This is a genomic window from Aeromonas sp. FDAARGOS 1403, from assembly GCF_019047325.1.
Classification (GTDB): Bacteria; Pseudomonadota; Gammaproteobacteria; order Enterobacterales; family Aeromonadaceae; genus Aeromonas; species Aeromonas dhakensis.
Window position 1 is genome coordinate 3,027,673 of the sequence record NZ_CP077249.1, and the last position, 16,029, is coordinate 3,043,701.

General features: G+C 64.2%; 13 protein-coding genes. 6 read left to right on the forward strand and 7 right to left on the reverse strand.

Annotation, left to right across the window (positions count from 1 at the left end; translation table 11 throughout):
* Positions 1 to 50: 50 nt before the first annotated feature.
* The 5 genes from I6L33_RS14280 (at position 51) to aroG (ending at position 5,865) form a co-directional block, all read left to right on the forward strand.
* Positions 51 to 800 (forward strand): electron transfer flavoprotein subunit beta/FixA family protein, encoded by a 750-nt coding sequence (locus I6L33_RS14280; protein WP_162513062.1) that lies wholly within the window; start codon positions 51 to 53, stop codon positions 798 to 800.
* Positions 801 to 900: 100 nt separating this feature from the next.
* Positions 901 to 1,827: an electron transfer flavoprotein subunit alpha/FixB family protein gene (locus I6L33_RS14285; RefSeq protein WP_216972750.1), complete on the forward strand. Its 927-nt coding sequence runs from the start codon at positions 901 to 903 to the stop codon at positions 1,825 to 1,827.
* A 224-nt stretch (positions 1,828 to 2,051) separates the two neighbouring features.
* The gene (gene serC, locus I6L33_RS14290; RefSeq protein WP_216972751.1) at positions 2,052 to 3,140 is read left to right on the forward strand and encodes a 3-phosphoserine/phosphohydroxythreonine transaminase; all 1,089 of its coding nucleotides are present in this window, start codon (positions 2,052 to 2,054) and stop codon (positions 3,138 to 3,140) included.
* 171 nt (positions 3,141 to 3,311) lie between these two features.
* The gene (gene aroA, locus I6L33_RS14295) at positions 3,312 to 4,595 is read left to right on the forward strand and encodes a 3-phosphoshikimate 1-carboxyvinyltransferase (RefSeq protein ID WP_010633771.1); all 1,284 of its coding nucleotides are present in this window, start codon (positions 3,312 to 3,314) and stop codon (positions 4,593 to 4,595) included.
* A gap of 214 nt (positions 4,596 to 4,809) precedes the next feature.
* A complete protein-coding gene (gene aroG / locus I6L33_RS14300; RefSeq protein ID WP_017765809.1) occupies positions 4,810 to 5,865 on the forward strand; it encodes a 3-deoxy-7-phosphoheptulonate synthase AroG in 1,056 nt (351 codons plus the stop codon).
* A 120-nt stretch (positions 5,866 to 5,985) separates the two neighbouring features.
* Here the strand turns inward: aroG and I6L33_RS14305 are convergent, their stop codons facing one another.
* On the reverse strand, positions 5,986 to 7,581 hold the full coding sequence (locus tag I6L33_RS14305; protein WP_216972752.1) for a methyl-accepting chemotaxis protein: 1,596 nt from the start codon (positions 7,579 to 7,581) through the stop codon (positions 5,986 to 5,988).
* A 260-nt stretch (positions 7,582 to 7,841) separates the two neighbouring features.
* Between I6L33_RS14305 and hutW the strand changes: the two genes are divergently transcribed.
* A complete protein-coding gene (gene hutW, locus I6L33_RS14310; RefSeq protein ID WP_216972753.1) occupies positions 7,842 to 9,212 on the forward strand; it encodes a heme anaerobic degradation radical SAM methyltransferase ChuW/HutW in 1,371 nt (456 codons plus the stop codon).
* A gap of 72 nt (positions 9,213 to 9,284) precedes the next feature.
* Here the strand turns inward: hutW and xseA are convergent, their stop codons facing one another.
* From xseA to I6L33_RS14340, 6 genes are all read right to left on the reverse strand, one after another.
* Positions 9,285 to 10,649 carry an exodeoxyribonuclease VII large subunit gene (xseA, locus tag I6L33_RS14315; protein WP_017779637.1) on the reverse strand — a complete coding sequence of 455 codons (1,365 nt, stop codon included), beginning with the start codon at positions 10,647 to 10,649 and terminating at the stop codon, positions 9,285 to 9,287.
* 107 nt (positions 10,650 to 10,756) lie between these two features.
* On the reverse strand, positions 10,757 to 11,686 hold the full coding sequence (locus I6L33_RS14320) for a DMT family transporter (RefSeq protein WP_216972754.1): 930 nt from the start codon (positions 11,684 to 11,686) through the stop codon (positions 10,757 to 10,759).
* Between the two features lie 138 nt (positions 11,687 to 11,824).
* Positions 11,825 to 12,244 carry a biopolymer transporter ExbD gene (locus I6L33_RS14325; protein WP_216972755.1) on the reverse strand — a complete coding sequence of 140 codons (420 nt, stop codon included), beginning with the start codon at positions 12,242 to 12,244 and terminating at the stop codon, positions 11,825 to 11,827.
* Entirely contained in the window at positions 12,244 to 12,999 is a 756-nt protein-coding gene (locus tag I6L33_RS14330; protein ID WP_216972756.1) for a MotA/TolQ/ExbB proton channel family protein, read from the reverse strand. The genes I6L33_RS14325 and I6L33_RS14330 overlap by 1 nt, the downstream gene beginning before the upstream one ends.
* Before the next feature lie 2 nt (positions 13,000 to 13,001).
* Positions 13,002 to 13,784, reverse strand: coding sequence for an energy transducer TonB (locus I6L33_RS14335; protein ID WP_216972757.1), 783 nt, complete (start codon positions 13,782 to 13,784; stop codon positions 13,002 to 13,004).
* Between the two features lie 235 nt (positions 13,785 to 14,019).
* Positions 14,020 to 15,888: a potassium transporter Kup gene (locus I6L33_RS14340; RefSeq protein ID WP_367948489.1), complete on the reverse strand. Its 1,869-nt coding sequence runs from the start codon at positions 15,886 to 15,888 to the stop codon at positions 14,020 to 14,022.
* Positions 15,889 to 16,029 lie beyond the last annotated feature (141 nt).

Consider the following 16,029-nt stretch of genomic DNA (forward strand, 5'->3'; position numbering starts at 1 on the left):
AATGTGAGGGTTTTCATGGATTCACTCAACAGAAGCGAGGGATGCGCGTCATGAAGCTGCTGGTCGCGGTCAAGCGGGTGCTGGATTACAACGTCAAGGTCCGGGTCAAGAGCGATGGCTCCGACGTGGAGCTGGCCAACGTCAAGATGGGGATCAACCCGTTTTGTGAAATTGCGGTGGAGGAGGGGGTCAGGCTGCGCGAAGCCGGCGTGGCATCCGAGCTGGTGGTGGTGACCTTCGGCCCCGAGGCGGCGGCCGAACAGCTGCGTCACGCCCTGGCGCTGGGGGCGGATCGGGCCCGTCATTACGTGACCGGCGAGACCCTGACCCCGCTCACCGTGGCGCGCGCCCTGCAACAGGTATGCGAGCAGGAAAAGCCCGATCTGGTGCTGCTCGGCAAGCAGTCTATCGATTCCGACAACAACCAGGTGGGCCAGATGCTCGCCGCCCTCAATGACTGGCCGCTCGCCACCTTCGCCTCCGCCATCAAGCTGGTGGAGGGGGAATTGCAGGTGACCCGCGAGATTGACGGCGGCCTCGAGACCCTCGGCATGGCGCTGCCGGCGGTGGTGACCGTGGATCTGCGCCTCAACGAGCCGCGCTTTGCCTCGCTCCCCAACATCATGAAGGCCAAGCGCAAGCCGCTTGAGAGCGCGCCCTTTGCCGACCTCGGCGTCGAGCCGGCCGGCCAGACCCGGCTGCTCGGGGTGATGGCCCCCGCTGCCCGCAGCGCCGGCATCATGGTGAGCTCGGTGGACGAGCTGCTGGACAAACTCAAGCATGAAGCGAAGGTACTCTGATGCTGCCAGCAATCAACAAAACCCCGCCCGCCGGCGACAGGCTCGGGGGCGTGATGGGCACACAGGCAGGGACATCAACGGACGATAGCAAGGGGCAGTCATGAGCGTATTGATCATTGCCGAACATCATCAGGGCCAGTTGGCCGACAACGTGGCCCGTCTGGTCACCGCTGGGGGCCAGCTGGGCGGCGAAGTGCATCTGCTGTTGCTGGGGCAGGGGCTGACCGAGGCGGGTGAGCAGGCCGCCGCCCTGCAGGGGGTGAATCGGGTGCTGCTGGCCGAGCACCCCATGCTGGCGGAGGGGCTGAGCGACGGGGTCGATCCGCTCTTGGCCCACATCGCACGGGATTATCAGCACTGCCTGATGGCCGCCAGCACCCAGGGCAAGGATCTGCTGCCACGGGTGGCGGCCAGACTCGGGGTAGAGATGCTCTCCGAGGTAACCGGCATCGAGAGCGGCGACACCTTCCTGCGCCCCATCTACGCGGGCAACGCCATTGCCCGGGTGGCGAGCAGCGCCCCCATCAAGGTGCTCACCATCCGGCCTACCGCCTTCGCCAAGGCGGCGAGCGGCGGCCAGGCAGAGGTAGATCGGTTGCCGGTGAGCGAGGTGGCCTGCCGTACCCGCCTCATCGAGCGGCGCGCCGTGCGTTCCGCCAGACCCGATCTCGCGGCGGCGCGGGTGGTGGTCTCCGGCGGGCGGGCGCTGGGCTCCAAGGCGCAGTTTGCCCTGATCGAGGCGCTGGCCGACAAGCTGGGCGGTGCGGTGGGCGCCTCGCGGGCGGCGGTGGATGCGGGCTTTGTCGCCAACGATCTGCAGGTGGGTCAGACCGGCAAGGTGGTGGCCCCCGAGCTCTATATCGCGGTCGGCATCTCGGGCGCTATCCAGCATCTGGCGGGGATGAAGGAGTCGAAGGTGATCGTCGCCATCAACAAAGACAGCGAGGCCCCCATCTTCCAGGTGGCCGACTACGGGCTGGTGGGGGATCTCTTCACCTTGCTGCCGGAGCTCACCGCCAAGCTGTAACCTGGTGAAAAAAGGGGGCCTGGGGCATTGAGCACCGGCAGGCGCCCATTTCCACGCATGTTCTCTGCAAGCCCTGACCCGTTCAGGGCTTTTTTCTGCCAAGAGCACTGGCGGCGGGTCGGCAAAAGGTTGAGCCAGCTCCCAAAAAGACTTTGATCCGGGGGCTGCACTTGTGTAAAACCAGACAAGTCCCCGATCACACTCATCCACTCACGGAAAGCGTCATGAGCAAACAGATTTACAACTTCTGCGCCGGCCCCGCCATGTTGCCGGTCGAAGTCATGGAGCGCGCCCAGCGCGAATTTTGTAATTTCCAGGGGCTGGGAGCCTCGGTCATGGAGCTCTCCCACCGCGGCAAGCCCTACATGGCGGTCGTCGAGAAGGCCGAAGCGGATCTGCGCGAGCTGCTGGCGGTGCCGGACAACTACAAGGTGCTGTTCATGCACGGCGGCGGCCGTGGCCAGTTCTCTGCGGTGCCCATGAACCTGCTCGGCGGCGCCAACAAAAAGGCCGACTTCCTGCTGACCGGGGTCTGGTCCCAGAGCGCGGTGGATGAGGCCAAAAAGTATGGCGATATCCAGACCTTCCAGGGTGTTGCCAAGAACGAGCAGGGGATCTCTCACCTGCTGCCGACCCCGGCGTTTCGCGCCGATGCGGCCTATGTGCACTACTGCCCGAACGAAACCATCGACGGCATCGAGATGTTCGACATCCCTGCCACCGGCGATGTGCCGCTGGTGGCGGATCTCTCTTCCACCATTCTCTCCCGTCCCATCGACGTGAGTCGCTTCGGCATCATCTATGCCGGCGCCCAGAAGAATATCGGCCCCTCTGGGCTGGCCATCGCCATCGTGCGCGACGATCTGCTGAACCAGGCCCGCGCCGATGTGCCGTCGATCTTCGACTACCAGCTCACCGCCAAGAACGACTCCATGTTCAACACCCCGCCCACCTACGCCTGGTATCTGGCCGGGCTGGTGTTCGAGTGGCTAAAAGAACAGGGTGGCCTCGAGGCGATGGAAGCGCGCAACAAGGAGAAGGCCGATTTCCTCTATGGCTATCTCGATCAGTCGAGCTTCTATGGCAACCAGGTGGATGCCAGCTGCCGTTCGCGGATGAACATCCCGTTCCAGCTGAAAAATGCCGAGCTGGACAAGTTGTTCCTGGCCGAATCAGAAGCCGCCGGCCTGCTGGCGCTCAAGGGACACCGCATTGTCGGCGGCATGCGCGCCAGCCTCTACAATGCCATGCCGCTGGAAGGGGTGAAGGCGCTGGTCAGCTTTATGGACGGCTTTGCCAAGCGCCACGGCTGAGGCGTTTTTCCCCGATTGCCGACGCCGGGGACTCCCCGGCGTCTGTTTTTTCCCTGATGCCGGACCGGCTGCCCCCACGGCCCGCTTTTGTGCCACGTGCAGTCTTGCCGAGCAGGGCGCGGGCTGCTAACGTCCGGTCAGGTCAATTTTTTGAGATCGTACAGGAAGTCTATGAATTCGTTGCGTTTGGAACCCATTTCTCGTGTGGCCGGTGAGGTCAATCTGCCCGGCTCCAAGAGCGTGTCCAACCGGGCCCTGCTGCTGGCAGCCCTGGCCCGTGGCACCACCCGGCTTACCAACCTGCTCGACAGCGATGACATTCGTCACATGCTGGCGGCGCTGACCCAGCTCGGGGTCAAGTACAAGCTCTCCGCCGACAAGACCGAGTGCACCGTGCACGGTCTGGGTCGCAGCTTCGCGGTGAAGGAGCCGGTCAATCTGTTCCTCGGCAACGCCGGCACCGCCATGCGACCGCTGTGCGCCGCGCTGTGTCTGGGCTCCGGCGAATACACCCTGGGCGGGGAACCGCGCATGGAAGAGCGTCCCATCGGCCATCTGGTGGATGCCCTGCGCGAAGCGGGCGCCCATATCCAGTACCTGAAGAAAGACGGCTATCCGCCGCTGGTGGTGGATGCCAAGGGGCTGTGGGGCGGTGATGTCCATGTCGACGGCTCCGTCTCCAGCCAGTTCCTGACGGCGTTTTTGATGGCGGCGCCCATGGCGGCGGGCGACACCCGCATCCACATCAAGGGGGAGCTGGTCTCCAAGCCCTACATCGACATCACCCTGCACATCATGAAGCAGTTCGGGGTGGTCATCGAGCACGACAACTACAAGCTGTTCTACATCAAGGGCAACCAGAGCTACGTCAGCCCGGGCGACTTCCTGGTGGAAGGGGATGCCTCCAGCGCCTCCTACTTCCTCGCGGCGGGCGCCATCAAGGGCAAGGTACGGGTCACCGGCATCGGCAAGCACAGCATTCAGGGCGATATCCACTTCGCCGACGTGCTGGAGAAGATGGGCGCCCGCATCACCTGGGGCGATGACTTCATCGAGGCCGAGCAGGCGCCGCTGCACGGCATCGACATGGACATGAACCACATCCCCGATGCGGCCATGACCATCGCCGTGGCCGCGCTGTTCGCCGAGGGGCCCACCTCCATTCGCAACATCTACAACTGGCGGGTGAAGGAGACCGACCGCCTGCACGCCATGGCGACCGAGCTGCGCAAGCTGGGCGTCGAGGTAGAGGAGGGGCGTGACTTCATCACTGTCACCCCGCCAGCGCAGCTCAAGCATGCGGCCATCGATACCTACAACGACCACCGCATCGCCATGTGCTTCTCGCTGGTGGCGCTGTCCGATACTGCCGTCACCATCAATGATCCGGGTTGTACCTCCAAGACCTTCCCGGACTACTTTGACAAGCTGGCCAGCATCAGCCAGCGTGCATGAGTCAACCAGGCCCGCCTCGCTGCGGGCCTGTTTCTTTGGGCTGTCCCGCTCTGCTACCCCCCCTCTCTTTATCCTCGCCTAGCAGCATTATTCAAACTTGCAAGGTAGGTTAAGAAAATTCCTTATCCAATAATGTAATTTTCTATTTACACCGCTGCTTGTGCGGGCTAGATTGAAGTTTCTTTATCGCAGTCATCTAGCAGGAAGCCTTGTCATGCAGCATCAAACCGACGACGTTCGTATTAGTGAAATCAAAGAGTTATTACCCCCGGTTGCGGTGCTTGAGAAGTTTCCGGCCACCGAGGTCGCATCCAATACCGTCTTTGAATCCCGTCAGGCCATCCATCAGATCCTGGCCGGTGAAGATCAGCGCCTGCTGGTGGTGATCGGCCCCTGTTCCATTCACGACCCGGCCGCCGCGCTGGAGTACGGCAAGCGCCTCAAGGTGCTGCGTGACGAACTCAAGGGCCAGCTGGAGATCGTGATGCGGGTCTATTTCGAGAAGCCGCGCACCACGGTGGGCTGGAAGGGGCTGATCAACGACCCTTACCTCGACAACAGTTGCCAGATCAACGACGGCCTGCGCATCGGTCGCAAGCTGCTGCTGGATCTCAACGACATGGGGCTGCCGACCGCCTCCGAGTTCCTCGACATGATCACCCCGCAATACGTGGCGGATCTGATGAGCTGGGGCGCCATCGGAGCCCGTACCACCGAATCCCAGGTGCACCGCGAGCTGGCCTCCGGTCTCTCCTGCCCTGTGGGCTTCAAGAACGGCACCGACGGCACCATCAAGGTGGCCATCGATGCCATCGGCGCCGCCAGCGCGCCGCACCACTTCCTGTCGGTGACTAAATACGGCCACTCCGCCATCGTTGCGACCCGGGGCAACCCGGACTGCCACATCATCCTGCGCGGCGGCCGTGAGCCGAACTACAGCGCCGCTCACGTGGACGAGGTGGTGAAGGGGCTGGACAAGGCCGGTCTGCCGCAGAAGGTGATGATCGACTTCAGCCACGCCAACAGCAGCAAGCAGTTCAAGAACCAGATGCTGGTGGCCGAGGACGTGGCCGGTCAGCTGCGTGCCGGCAGCAAGGCGGTGTTCGGCGTCATGGTGGAGAGCCACCTGGTGGAGGGGCGTCAGGATCTGGTGGAAGGGTGCGAACTCACCTTCGGTCAGAGCATCACAGATGCCTGCATCGGCTGGGCTGACACCGAGACCCTGCTGCGCAATCTGGCCGATGCGGTAGCCACCCGCAACGCAGGCTGATCCTGGCCTCGCTGATCCCGTTCTGAGTGCGCCGCGTGGCGCGCCTGAGCTACGACACATAAAACAAAAGCGCGACCCTGGGTCGCGCTTTTTATTGGCCACAGCGGGCGGCAGGCATGATCACCAGCGGTAGGTCTTGAGCAGCTGCTCGAGCTTGCGGCATTGCTCCACCAGCTGGACGCTGGCGAGATTGGCGGCGTGAGCCTGGCCCAGGGTGTCGTTGGAGGTGTTGCGAATGTCGCTCACCGAGCCGTCCACCTCGCTGCAGACCCTGTCCTGCTCCTCGGCGGACTGCGCCATCTGGGCGTTGAGATCGTTGATGCTGCTGATGCGGCCGATGATATTCTGCATGGCGGCCAGGGTCGCCTCTGTCTTGTGGATGCTCTCGTCCGCCTTGGCCTTAGCATCCCCGATCACCGACACCGCGCTCTGGGCCTCGTTCTGCAGGGCGGCGATCATCTGGGAGATCTCCTCGCTGGCAGCGCGGCTGCGGTTGGAGAGGGCGCGCACCTCGTCAGCCACCACCGCAAAGCCGCGGCCCTGCTCGCCAGCCCGGGCCGCCTCGATGGCGGCATTGAGGGCCAGCAGGTTGGTCTGATCCGCGATCCCCTTGATCACTTCCAGCACCCCGTCGACCGCCAGGCAGCGATTGTCGAGCTGCTGGATCACCCTGTCGACCCGCTCGATCTCCGCCGACATCTCGCCCATGTCGTTGATGGAGTGCTGGGCAAGGCGACTGGTGTTGGCCGCATCCTGGTTGGTGAGGGCGGAGAGCTCGGCGCTCTTGCGGGCGTGTTCGCGCACCTCGTGGGAGCTGGCGGCCAGCTCGCTCACGGCGGCGGCCACCTGTACCGTCATGCTCTCCTGCTGGCGGGCCGAGCCTTCGGTCTGGGTCGCCACCTGGCGGATCTGGTTGGACTCCTGATAGAGCTGGTGGGTGGCGCTCTCCACCTCCTGCAGGCTGTGGCGAAACCCCTGCACCATGTCGCTGACGGCGCGGGTCATCTCGCCCAGCTCATCCCGGTTGGGATTGATCAGGGGGAGAGAGAGATCCCGCTCCTTGGCCATGCGAGTCATGGCCAGCTGCAGATGGCGTACCGGCCGCTTGATGTAGCGTTGCAGCACCCAGCCCAGCAGGCCGAAGCCCAGCCCGAACACCGCCACCAGGCTGCCGCTCAGGATCAGGTTGTTGCGATGGATCTCGCCAAAGGTGTGGCTGAGATCGTAACTGATGCGCACCGCCCCCATGACGGTACCTTCCGCCACCTGATGGCAGGTGGTGCACTGGGTACCGCGGTACTCCTTGTAGGCCTTGAAGGGCTTGATCAGGGTGAGCTGGTTGCCCTGCTGCTCGAGAATGGTCTCGCCCTGCTGGATGGCGCGCTCGTCCAGCTTGTCTTCAACCTGCTGATCCGGATGGCCTGGGCCGAACAGGCTGGTCACTGCCGGGGCGCGGATCAGGCGGGCCTCGACGATGCCGGCCTCGCTCTTGAGCTTGGTCTGCACGATCTGGCGGTTGGCGATGGCCCCTGTCATCATCAGCACGTTGAGCTGATCCATATAGGTGTTGGCGGCGCTCTCCACCTTTTCACCCGCCAGCCGGATGGCGAGATCCCGTTGCAGCCAGGCGGAGAGCTCGAAGCTGAGGGCGAAGGTGCAGCCGATGACCAGGGCGAGGGGGAGAAAGATTTTCCAGTTCAGAGACAGATTTTGCATCGTTGGCAGGTCCATGCGCAGGTGAGCGATCGTCAATGGTTGATGACTCTCCCCCGTTTGCTCATCAGAACGGGGGAGATGGTTCTCTATCGGCTCACCCTACCTCATCTTGAGTAAATTAACTGTTAACTGGATCCATGATGGAGGTTAATGGTGCGTAGCAAACGAGGGTTGTTCGTCATTGAGTTGATCCAGCACAAACTTGGCGCTTATTGATAGTGGTTATCATTTGCATTATTTCACTCGATAGCCTGCCTGCGATGACACCACTGCTGACCCCGACCATGACAGGTCTTGCCACCCCGGATCCCCTCAAGTTCGCCTTTGGCGCCAAGACCTCGGCCCACGCCAGTCGCGGCGGCGTGCGTCCGTTCACCCTCGACCATGCCGACTGGCAAGCCTGGTGGCGCCGCGAGAGCGAGGCGGACGAACGGGCGCTCTATATCCACATCCCGTTTTGCCGCAAGCGCTGCAGCTTCTGCAACTTCTTTGAAAATGGCGCCAATCCGGCCCGTATCACCCGTTATGTCAACGCGCTCTGCGGCGCGCTTGCCAAGGCGGCCGAGACCCCCTTCACCCAGAGCCGCCCCTTCTCGGCCGTCTATGTGGGGGGCGGCACACCGACGGACATGAGCGCCGACGAGCTGGCGATGCTGGCCGCCGCCATCCGTCGTTTTCCTTTGACTTCGGATGCGGAGGTGACCCTGGAGGGGCGCCTCAACGGTTTTGATGATGCTAAATGGCACAGTGCGCTGGCGGGCGGCTTCAACCGCTTCTCGTTCGGGGTGCAGAGCTTTGATACCGAGGTGCGCCAGGCGGCGGCCCGCTTCGACGATAGGGAGACCCTGCTGACCCGGCTAGTGGAGCTGACCCGTCACGACGACGCCGTGATCGTGGCCGATCTCATCTTCGGCCTGCCGGGCCAAGATGATGCGGTGTGGCGTCAGGACATCGCGGATGTGATGGCGAGCGGGGTGCACGGGGTGGATCTCTATCAGCTCATCGCCATGGCCGGCACCCATCTGGCCCGTGCCGAGGCGAAGGGCAAGCTCGGTTGGGCCGCCGACGGCCAGCAGCGGGCTACCATGTATGCCTATGGCGCCCAGATGCTGGAACAGGGGGGCTGGCAGCGGCTCTCCTGCAGCCACTGGCGGCGCGGTGAGGCCGAGCAGAGCCGCTACAACCAGATGGCTAAGCGCGGCGCCGAGATCCTCCCCTTCGGGGCCGGGGCTGGCGGCAACGTGCATGGGCACGGCCTCATGTATGGCCGGGATCTGGCGCTCTGGCATGAGGCGCTGGCGGCGGATCTGCGGGCCCCCGGCATGGTGATGGGGCGCAATCCCAATGGCCGCCTCGATGGTCTGCTGCGCGGTGCGCTCGACAGCGGCTGGCTAGCGCTGGCCCGCTTGCCGACGCCGCTGCGGGCACATCTGCAACCCTTGTTCGAGGCCTGGCAGCTGCATGGGCTGGCGACGCTGAGCGAGGCACGGCTTGAGCTCACCTTGGCGGGGCGTTTCTGGAACGTCAATCTGCAGGCCGGGCTGTTTGAATACTTGCAGCTCAACCCGCTGGCGGGGTCGGGTACGGCGCCAGCCGATCCGGCGCAGGCGGTGCGCCACTCGCTGGTGTGAGTGTGCTGGCCGAGCGGGCCTGACAAAGAGAGGATGATAAACAAGGGGGCACCTGATGTGCCCCCTTGTGCGTTATGGCTGGTGGACCTCTTCCACCCGCACCCGCAGCTGTCCCTCTGCAAGCTGGGTGACCAGCGTCTGGCCGGCATCGACCTGGGCGGCGCGGCTGATCACCTCACCGCTTTGGGTGCGGGTGATGGAGTAGCCACGGCCCAGGGTGGCGAGCGGGCTCACCCCGTCGAGGCGGGCGCTGAGCATGGCGAGGCGGTGGTCGGCCAGATCCCGGCGCTTGGCGATGAGGGCATGAAGGCGCTCCTCGGCCAGCTGGTGGCGGCGCTTGCCGGCGGCCAGCAAGCGCTCCGGGCTCTTGCCCTGCAGGCGCAGCTCCAGGTTGGCGAGGCGCCGCTCCCCCTGATGCAGTTTGTGGTTCATCAGCTGCTGCAAGCGGGCGGAGAGCTCGTCGAGGCGCTGGGATTGCTGCTCCAGCCGCCGCTTCGGATCCTGATGGTCGAGCCGCTTTTGCAGCAGGATGAAATCGTGGCGGGCAGCGGTCTGCTGGCGGTTCATGGCCTGCAGCAGTTGCTGCTTGAGATGGGCGAGGCGCTGGGCACGGGCGCTCTGATCCGGCGCCACCAGCTCGGCCGCCGCCGACGGGGTCGGGGCGCGCAAGTCGGCGGCAAAGTCGCTGATGGTGACGTCCACCTCGTGGCCTACCGCGCTCACCACCGGGATGGCGGAGTGGGCGATGGCGCGCGCCACCGCCTCTTCGTTGAAGCACCAGAGATCTTCGAGCGAACCGCCGCCGCGCCCGACGATCAGCACATCCACCTCGGCGCGGCGGTTGGCCAAGGCAATGGCAGAGACGATCTGGCCGATGGCGGCGCTGCCTTGCACCTGGGTCGGGTAGATAAACACCGGCAGATCCGGCGCGCGGCGTTTGAGCACGGTCAGCATGTCATGGAGGGCGGCACCGGTGGCGGAGGTGATGAGGCCCACCGCGCGCGGTTCGCGCGGCAGCGGCCGCTTGCGCCCCTCGTCAAACAGCCCCTCGGCGCCAAGGCGGCGCTTGAGCTCCTCAAAGCGCAGCGCCAGCACGCCGTCGCCCGCCGGCTGCATCGACTCGATGATCAGCTGGTAATCGCCGCGTGGCTCATAAAGCGAGACCCGCGCCTGCACCAGCACCTGCATGCCATCCTGCGGGCGAAACGCCACCCGCCGGTTGTTGCCCTTGAACATGGCGCAGCGCACCTGGGCCGACATGTCCTTGAGGGAGAAGTACCAGTGGCCGGAGCTTGGCATCGCCAGGTTGGAGAGCTCGCCGGTCAACCACACCAGCCCCAGATCCTGCTCCAGGATCATGCGCACGGCGCTGTTGAGGCGGGTGACGGTAAAGACCTGCTGTTGTCTGCTTTGACTCGGTTCGTTGCGGTAGTTCAAGGCTGGTCCTGCACTCTGTGCCCCGCCTTGGGGGCGGGGGCATAAAACAATGGCGCTATCTTAACGCAGTTCGCGGCTAACGCCGAGCAGCGCTGGCCCTGTCGGGTTCAGCGTGCGTCCGGATCCTGAGGCTGCGCCCGGGCCTGAACGGCCGGGGGACTGGCCTGGCTGGTCACCAGCCAGACCGAGAGGCAGACGACCAGGCCCCCCAGCACGAAGCCCTGGCTCAAGGTCTCGCCCAGCACCAGCGCGCCCCACAAGATGCCGAAGGGGGGAATCAGGAAGGTGACGGTGAGACTGCGCAGCGGGCCGATATCGGCGATCAGTCGAAAATAGAGCAGATAGGCGAGGGCGGTGCAGACCACGCCGACCGCCAGCACGCTGGCCCAGGCGGTGGGCACGGCCCAGTCGACCGCGGGGCCGGCCGCCAATTGGTAAGCGAAAAAGGGCAGCAGGAACAGGCTGGCACCCAGCTGGCTGCCAAAGGCCACCAGCTTGGCATCGAGCCCGCCGCGATGGGTGATCCAGCTGCGGGTGAGAAAGCCGGCGAGGCCGTAGCAGGCGGTGGCAAACAGGCAGGCCAGCACCCCGGGCAGCAGATGCCCACCGGCACTCACCTCGCCGGTGGTGGTGATGAGGCTGATCCCGATCACCCCCAATACCACCCCCAGCCACTTGCGCCTCTCAAGGCGCTCGTTGAAGCAGGAAAAGCCGATGAGGGCCCCCATCAGCGGCGTGGTGGCGTTGAGAATGGCGGAGTAGCCGGCCGGCAGCCAGAGGGCGGCGATGGCGTACATCAGAAACGGAATGGCGGAGTTGATGACGCCGAGCAGCATGGCGGACTTGAGCTTGCCCTGAAACCCCATGGGGGCGCGCAGCAGCAGAAGCATGACGGCAAGCCCGATGAGGGCGAACAGGACCCGCAGGAAGGTGGTGTTGACGGCGCCGAATGCCGGGGCGGCGATGCGCATGAACAGGAAGCTGGCGCCCCAGATGGCGGCCAGCAGAAGCAGGCGCCCATAATCGGCAGGTTTCATGGTGTCGTCCTTGCGGTGATGGTGGCCAATATTGGCGCTGCATCGGCATGATGCCGACAAGGTGCCTGTGCTGGCAACTGCCAGGATGGCAGCAGGGCATCCATGCCTTGGCGTACTGGCGTGTGGGTGACGGGAGCGTTACGGCTCCGGCTGGCTCACGAAGGCAATCTTGTGCAGGCCGTGCTGGGAGGCCTGCGCCATCACCCTGGCGATGATGCCGTACTCCACCTTGCGATCGATGCGCAGCTGGATCTCGGGCAGCTCCCCCTCGGCCTGGCCGGCGCTCTCCATTCTGGCGAGCAGGGCGGTCTCATCGACCTCCTGATCGTTCCAGTAGATCTTGCCGGCACCATCGATGGCAAGATTGATGTCCTGCTTGTCTGGCTGGTTGAGCTGGCTGCTGGCCTCTGGCAGCTCGAGCTTGACCGCGTTGGTGAGCAGTGGGGCGGTGATCATGAAGACGATGAGCAGCACCAGCATGACGTCGATCATCGGGATCATGTTGATCTCGGAGAGGGGTTGATCGTCCCCTTCGTCCGACAGTTTACCAAATGCCATCAGCCGCGCCCCTCTCTGGTTTTCCGCTCCATCAGCGGAGTGACCTTGGTGGTAGCGACCTGCTCGCAGCCGGTTACCAGCAGGGTGAACAGATCGTGGCCAAACTCCTCCAGCGCCGCGAGCCTGAGGCGATTGCGCCGCACGAAGAAGTTGTAGATGAGCACGGCCGGCAGGGCGACCGCGAGGCCGAAGCCGGTCATGATCAGCGCCTCGCCCACGGGGCCGGCGACCTTGTCCAGACTGCTCTGGCCGGCGGCGCCGATGGCCAGCAGGGCGTGGTAGATGCCCCAGACGGTGCCAAACAGCCCGATGAAGGGGGCCGCCGAGCCCACCGAGGCAAGGAAGGCCAGTCCCTGTTCCAGCCGCACCCGCTCCTGGGTGATGGCCCGGCGCATGGCGCGCAGCAGATATTCATCCGGCGAGCCCAGTTTGCAACTGACCGCACGTTTCTCGGCCCGGTTCAGCTGAGCCACGGCCGCCAGCGCGGCGCCGGTCAGCCGGCCATAGGCTTCCTGCGGCGGCAGGTGGGCCAGCTGGCGCTCCATCTCTTGCACGCTGTCGTGTTGCCAGAAATCGGCGACGAAGCGGGCGTTGAGGCGTAGTTCCCGCTGTGCGAGATAGCCCTTGAGCAGGGCGTAATAACAGGTGCCAAGGGACATCAGTACCAGCAGGATGAAGGGGATCAGCCCCACGCCGCTGTTCTGGCTGAGCAGGTGGGCGATGCCCATGCCGTTGCTTGCGATTTCAGGATCCATGTTCAAGCCCTTAATTTGAAAATGATGGTGACTTTTGCCGAGGCCTCGACGGCCAGGTTGTTCTGTCTGGCAGGAATGAATTTCCAGTGGCTGACAGTTTTGCGGGCCGTCATGTCCAGCCGCCGATAGCCGCTGCTCTTGGCCACCTCCACCGAGGCGGCGGTGCCCTCGGCGGTCACCCGCACATTGAGGATGACCCGCCCCTCTTCTCCCCGTCGTCTCGACTCATAGGGGTATTGGGGCTCGGGGTTGTTGAGCCGTGCATCGCGGACGATGGGGGCGCTGTTGCCGGCACCGCCGCCAGCCTTGTGGGCAGGACGCTGACTGGCACTTTCGCCGCTTGCCTGTGCGGCCGTTGCTGCCGCCTCTGCCGTCGCAGGGGCGGGCGAGGTGACCGGCGGTTGCGGACTGCTCACCGGCATGACCTTGGCGGGCTGCACCGGCGGGGTGCGGTGTTTAAGCGGCTTGACGCTCTTTTTGACTGGCTTGAGCGGCGGTTTTTTGGGTAGTGGCAACGGCCTGGCCTTTTGCTGCACTTTTTGTATTTGCTGCGTTGTGGTAGCAGGGGCGGGGGCCGCCTTGGCAGGAGCGTCATTGGTTGCAGCTTCGCCGACCCAGCGGGCCGACAGGGTCAGCGGCAAGGGCGGGGTGATGGGCGCAGGCTGGTGCGCATAGAGCCACCAGAAGGCGGCAAGATGCAGGGCGATCGCGATGGCAAGGCAAACGAGACGGGCGGCGTCGGGATCGTTGGCGGGCAGTGTTGGTCTCGGGCTGCAGGCATCCATCACTGGGCTCCCTGACGAGTCTTCATATTCATACTCAAACGGCTGGTGTGAAGGCGCCCTAACCGGCGCCGAAGCCGCAAGCTTGCCCGACGAATAGCTCATCAAACAATAACTATTATCAATCGTGTTTTAATCGTAACAGGATGAAAAACCTGGGGATAAGCATCGATACTGGGCCCCTTTGCCACCTCACAGGTTGCAACGCCGCCTTCTGGTAATGAGTGGTGGCAGCGGGTTACAGCTCCAGCAATACCCCGAGCTCCACCACCCGGTTGGCGGGAATATGAAAGAAGTCGGTGGCCTTGAGGGAGTTGCGGTTCATCCAGACGAACAGGCCCTCCCGCCAGCGCGCCATGCCGGGCAGATCGGTGCTGACCAGGTGCTCGTGGGAGAGGAAGAAGGAGGTCTTGGCCATGGTGACTTTCAGATCCTCCTGGGCGCAGGCCTGGAAGATCTCCTCCATGGAGGGCACCTCCTTGTAGCCAAAGTGGGCGACCACCTGCCAGAACCCCTCGCCAAGATGGGTGAGCTCGATGCGCTCCTTGAAGGAGAGCCAGGGCTCGTCCTTGATCTGAACGGTCAGGAAAATGACCCGTTCGTGCAGGATCTTGTTGTGTTTGAGGTTGTGCAGCATGGCGTGGGGCACCACCTGCACCGACTTGGAGAGAAACACGGCGGTGCCGGGTACCTGCAGTGGCGGGTCTGCCTGCATGTTGTCGACAAACCCTTTCAGCGCCAGTGACTTGTGTTCCAGCTTGTCGAGCACTAGCTCCCGTCCGCGCTTCCAGGTGGTCATCACCAGGATGGCCAGCAGCGCGAACAGGATGGGGAGCCAGCCACCGGCCAGAAACTTGGTGGTATTGGCGGCAAAGAAGGTGAGATCGACCAGCAGCAGCGGCGCGCATACCAGCGCAATCAGCCAGCGTGACCACTTCCAGCGGCGGGCGGCCACCATCATCAACAGCAGGGTGGTCAGTGCCATGGTGCCGGTCACCGCGATGCCGTAGGCGGCCGCCAGGTTGCTTGAGCTCTGGAACCAGAGGATGACGATGACGATGCCCCCCAGCAGCAGCCAGTTCACCAGCGGCAGGTAGATCTGGCCTATCTCGTGCTCCGAGGTGTGGCGGATCTCCTGGCGCGGCAGGTAGCCGAGCAAAATGGCCTGGCGCACCACCGAGTAGGTGCCCGAGATCACCGCCTGAGAGGCGATGACGGTGGCCAGGGTGGCGAGGATCAACAGGGGAAAGGCCAGCCAGGAGGGGGCGAGCAGGTAGAAGGGATTTTCGATGGCGGCGGGATTGCGCAGCAGCAGGGCCCCCTGGCCGAAGTAGTTGAGCAGCAGGGCCGGCATCACCAGGGAGCCCCAGGCCAGCCGGATGGCGCCACGGCCAAAGTGGCCCATGTCGGCGTAGAGCGCCTCCGTGCCGGTGACGCAGAGCACGACCGCCCCCAGGGTGATGAAGGCGACCCCCGGTCGGCTGGCCATGAAATCGAGGGCGTAGAGCGGGTTGATGGCCTGCAAAATGGCGGGATTCTGCCCGATCTCATAGGCGCCGAGCGCCGCCAACACTCCGAACCAGAGCAGCATGACCGGGCCGAACAGGCGGCCGATGCCGGCGGTGCCGTAATGCTGGGCCCCGAACAGGATCACCAGTACGGTGAGGGTGATGGGCAGCACGAAGGGCGCCAGCTCCGGGGTGATCACCTGCAGCCCTTCGACCGCCGAGAGCACCGAGATGGCGGGGGTGATCACCGCATCCCCGATAAACAGCCCCACGCCGACCAGACCCAGCATCATGAGCAGGGCGCGCGACCTGGCCGGGAGGCGGCGGGAGGCCAGCGAGGCGAGGGTGAGGATCCCCCCTTCTCCCTTGTCGTCGGCCCGAAGCACCAGCAACACATATTTGAATGAGACCACGATCATGATGGTCCAGAAGAAGAGGGAGACGATGGAGAGGATCCCCGCCGGCGTGGGTTGCAGGCCCAGGTGTCCGGCGAAGCTCTCCTTGAGGGCATAGAGCGGGCTGGTGCCGAGATCGCCATAGACGACCCCCAGTGCCGCCAGAGTTATGGCCATGCGTCCTTGCGGGTGTCCGTGATTCATCATGAAATTCCATTTCAATTCAGAATGTTAATCATGATACGCAGGCGCCGGCTCAAAGCAAACCCGCGCCGTGAAAAGGTCACTTAGCTGAACGTGCCAACCCGGGTGAACCAGTTCGGATACGGCGCAGCTCTGCTTAGT

Coding starts and splice junctions, on each gene's coding strand:
- I6L33_RS14285 (WP_216972750.1), top strand. CDS start 901: ATGAGCGTATTGATCATTGCCGAACATCATCAGGGCCAGTTGGCCGAC.
- hutW (WP_216972753.1), top strand. CDS start 7,842: ATGACACCACTGCTGACCCCGACCATGACAGGTCTTGCCACCCCGGAT.
- I6L33_RS14320 (WP_216972754.1), bottom strand. CDS start 11,686: ATGAAACCTGCCGATTATGGGCGCCTGCTTCTGCTGGCCGCCATCTGG.
- I6L33_RS14330 (WP_216972756.1), bottom strand. CDS start 12,999: ATGGATCCTGAAATCGCAAGCAACGGCATGGGCATCGCCCACCTGCTC.
- I6L33_RS14305 (WP_216972752.1), bottom strand. CDS start 7,581: ATGCAAAATCTGTCTCTGAACTGGAAAATCTTTCTCCCCCTCGCCCTG.
- I6L33_RS14280 (WP_162513062.1), top strand. CDS start 51: ATGAAGCTGCTGGTCGCGGTCAAGCGGGTGCTGGATTACAACGTCAAG.
- I6L33_RS14335 (WP_216972757.1), bottom strand. CDS start 13,784: ATGGATGCCTGCAGCCCGAGACCAACACTGCCCGCCAACGATCCCGAC.
- aroG (WP_017765809.1), top strand. CDS start 4,810: ATGCAGCATCAAACCGACGACGTTCGTATTAGTGAAATCAAAGAGTTA.
- I6L33_RS14325 (WP_216972755.1), bottom strand. CDS start 12,244: ATGGCATTTGGTAAACTGTCGGACGAAGGGGACGATCAACCCCTCTCC.
- I6L33_RS14340 (WP_367948489.1), bottom strand. CDS start 15,888: ATGAATCACGGACACCCGCAAGGACGCATGGCCATAACTCTGGCGGCA.
- serC (WP_216972751.1), top strand. CDS start 2,052: ATGAGCAAACAGATTTACAACTTCTGCGCCGGCCCCGCCATGTTGCCG.
- aroA (WP_010633771.1), top strand. CDS start 3,312: ATGAATTCGTTGCGTTTGGAACCCATTTCTCGTGTGGCCGGTGAGGTC.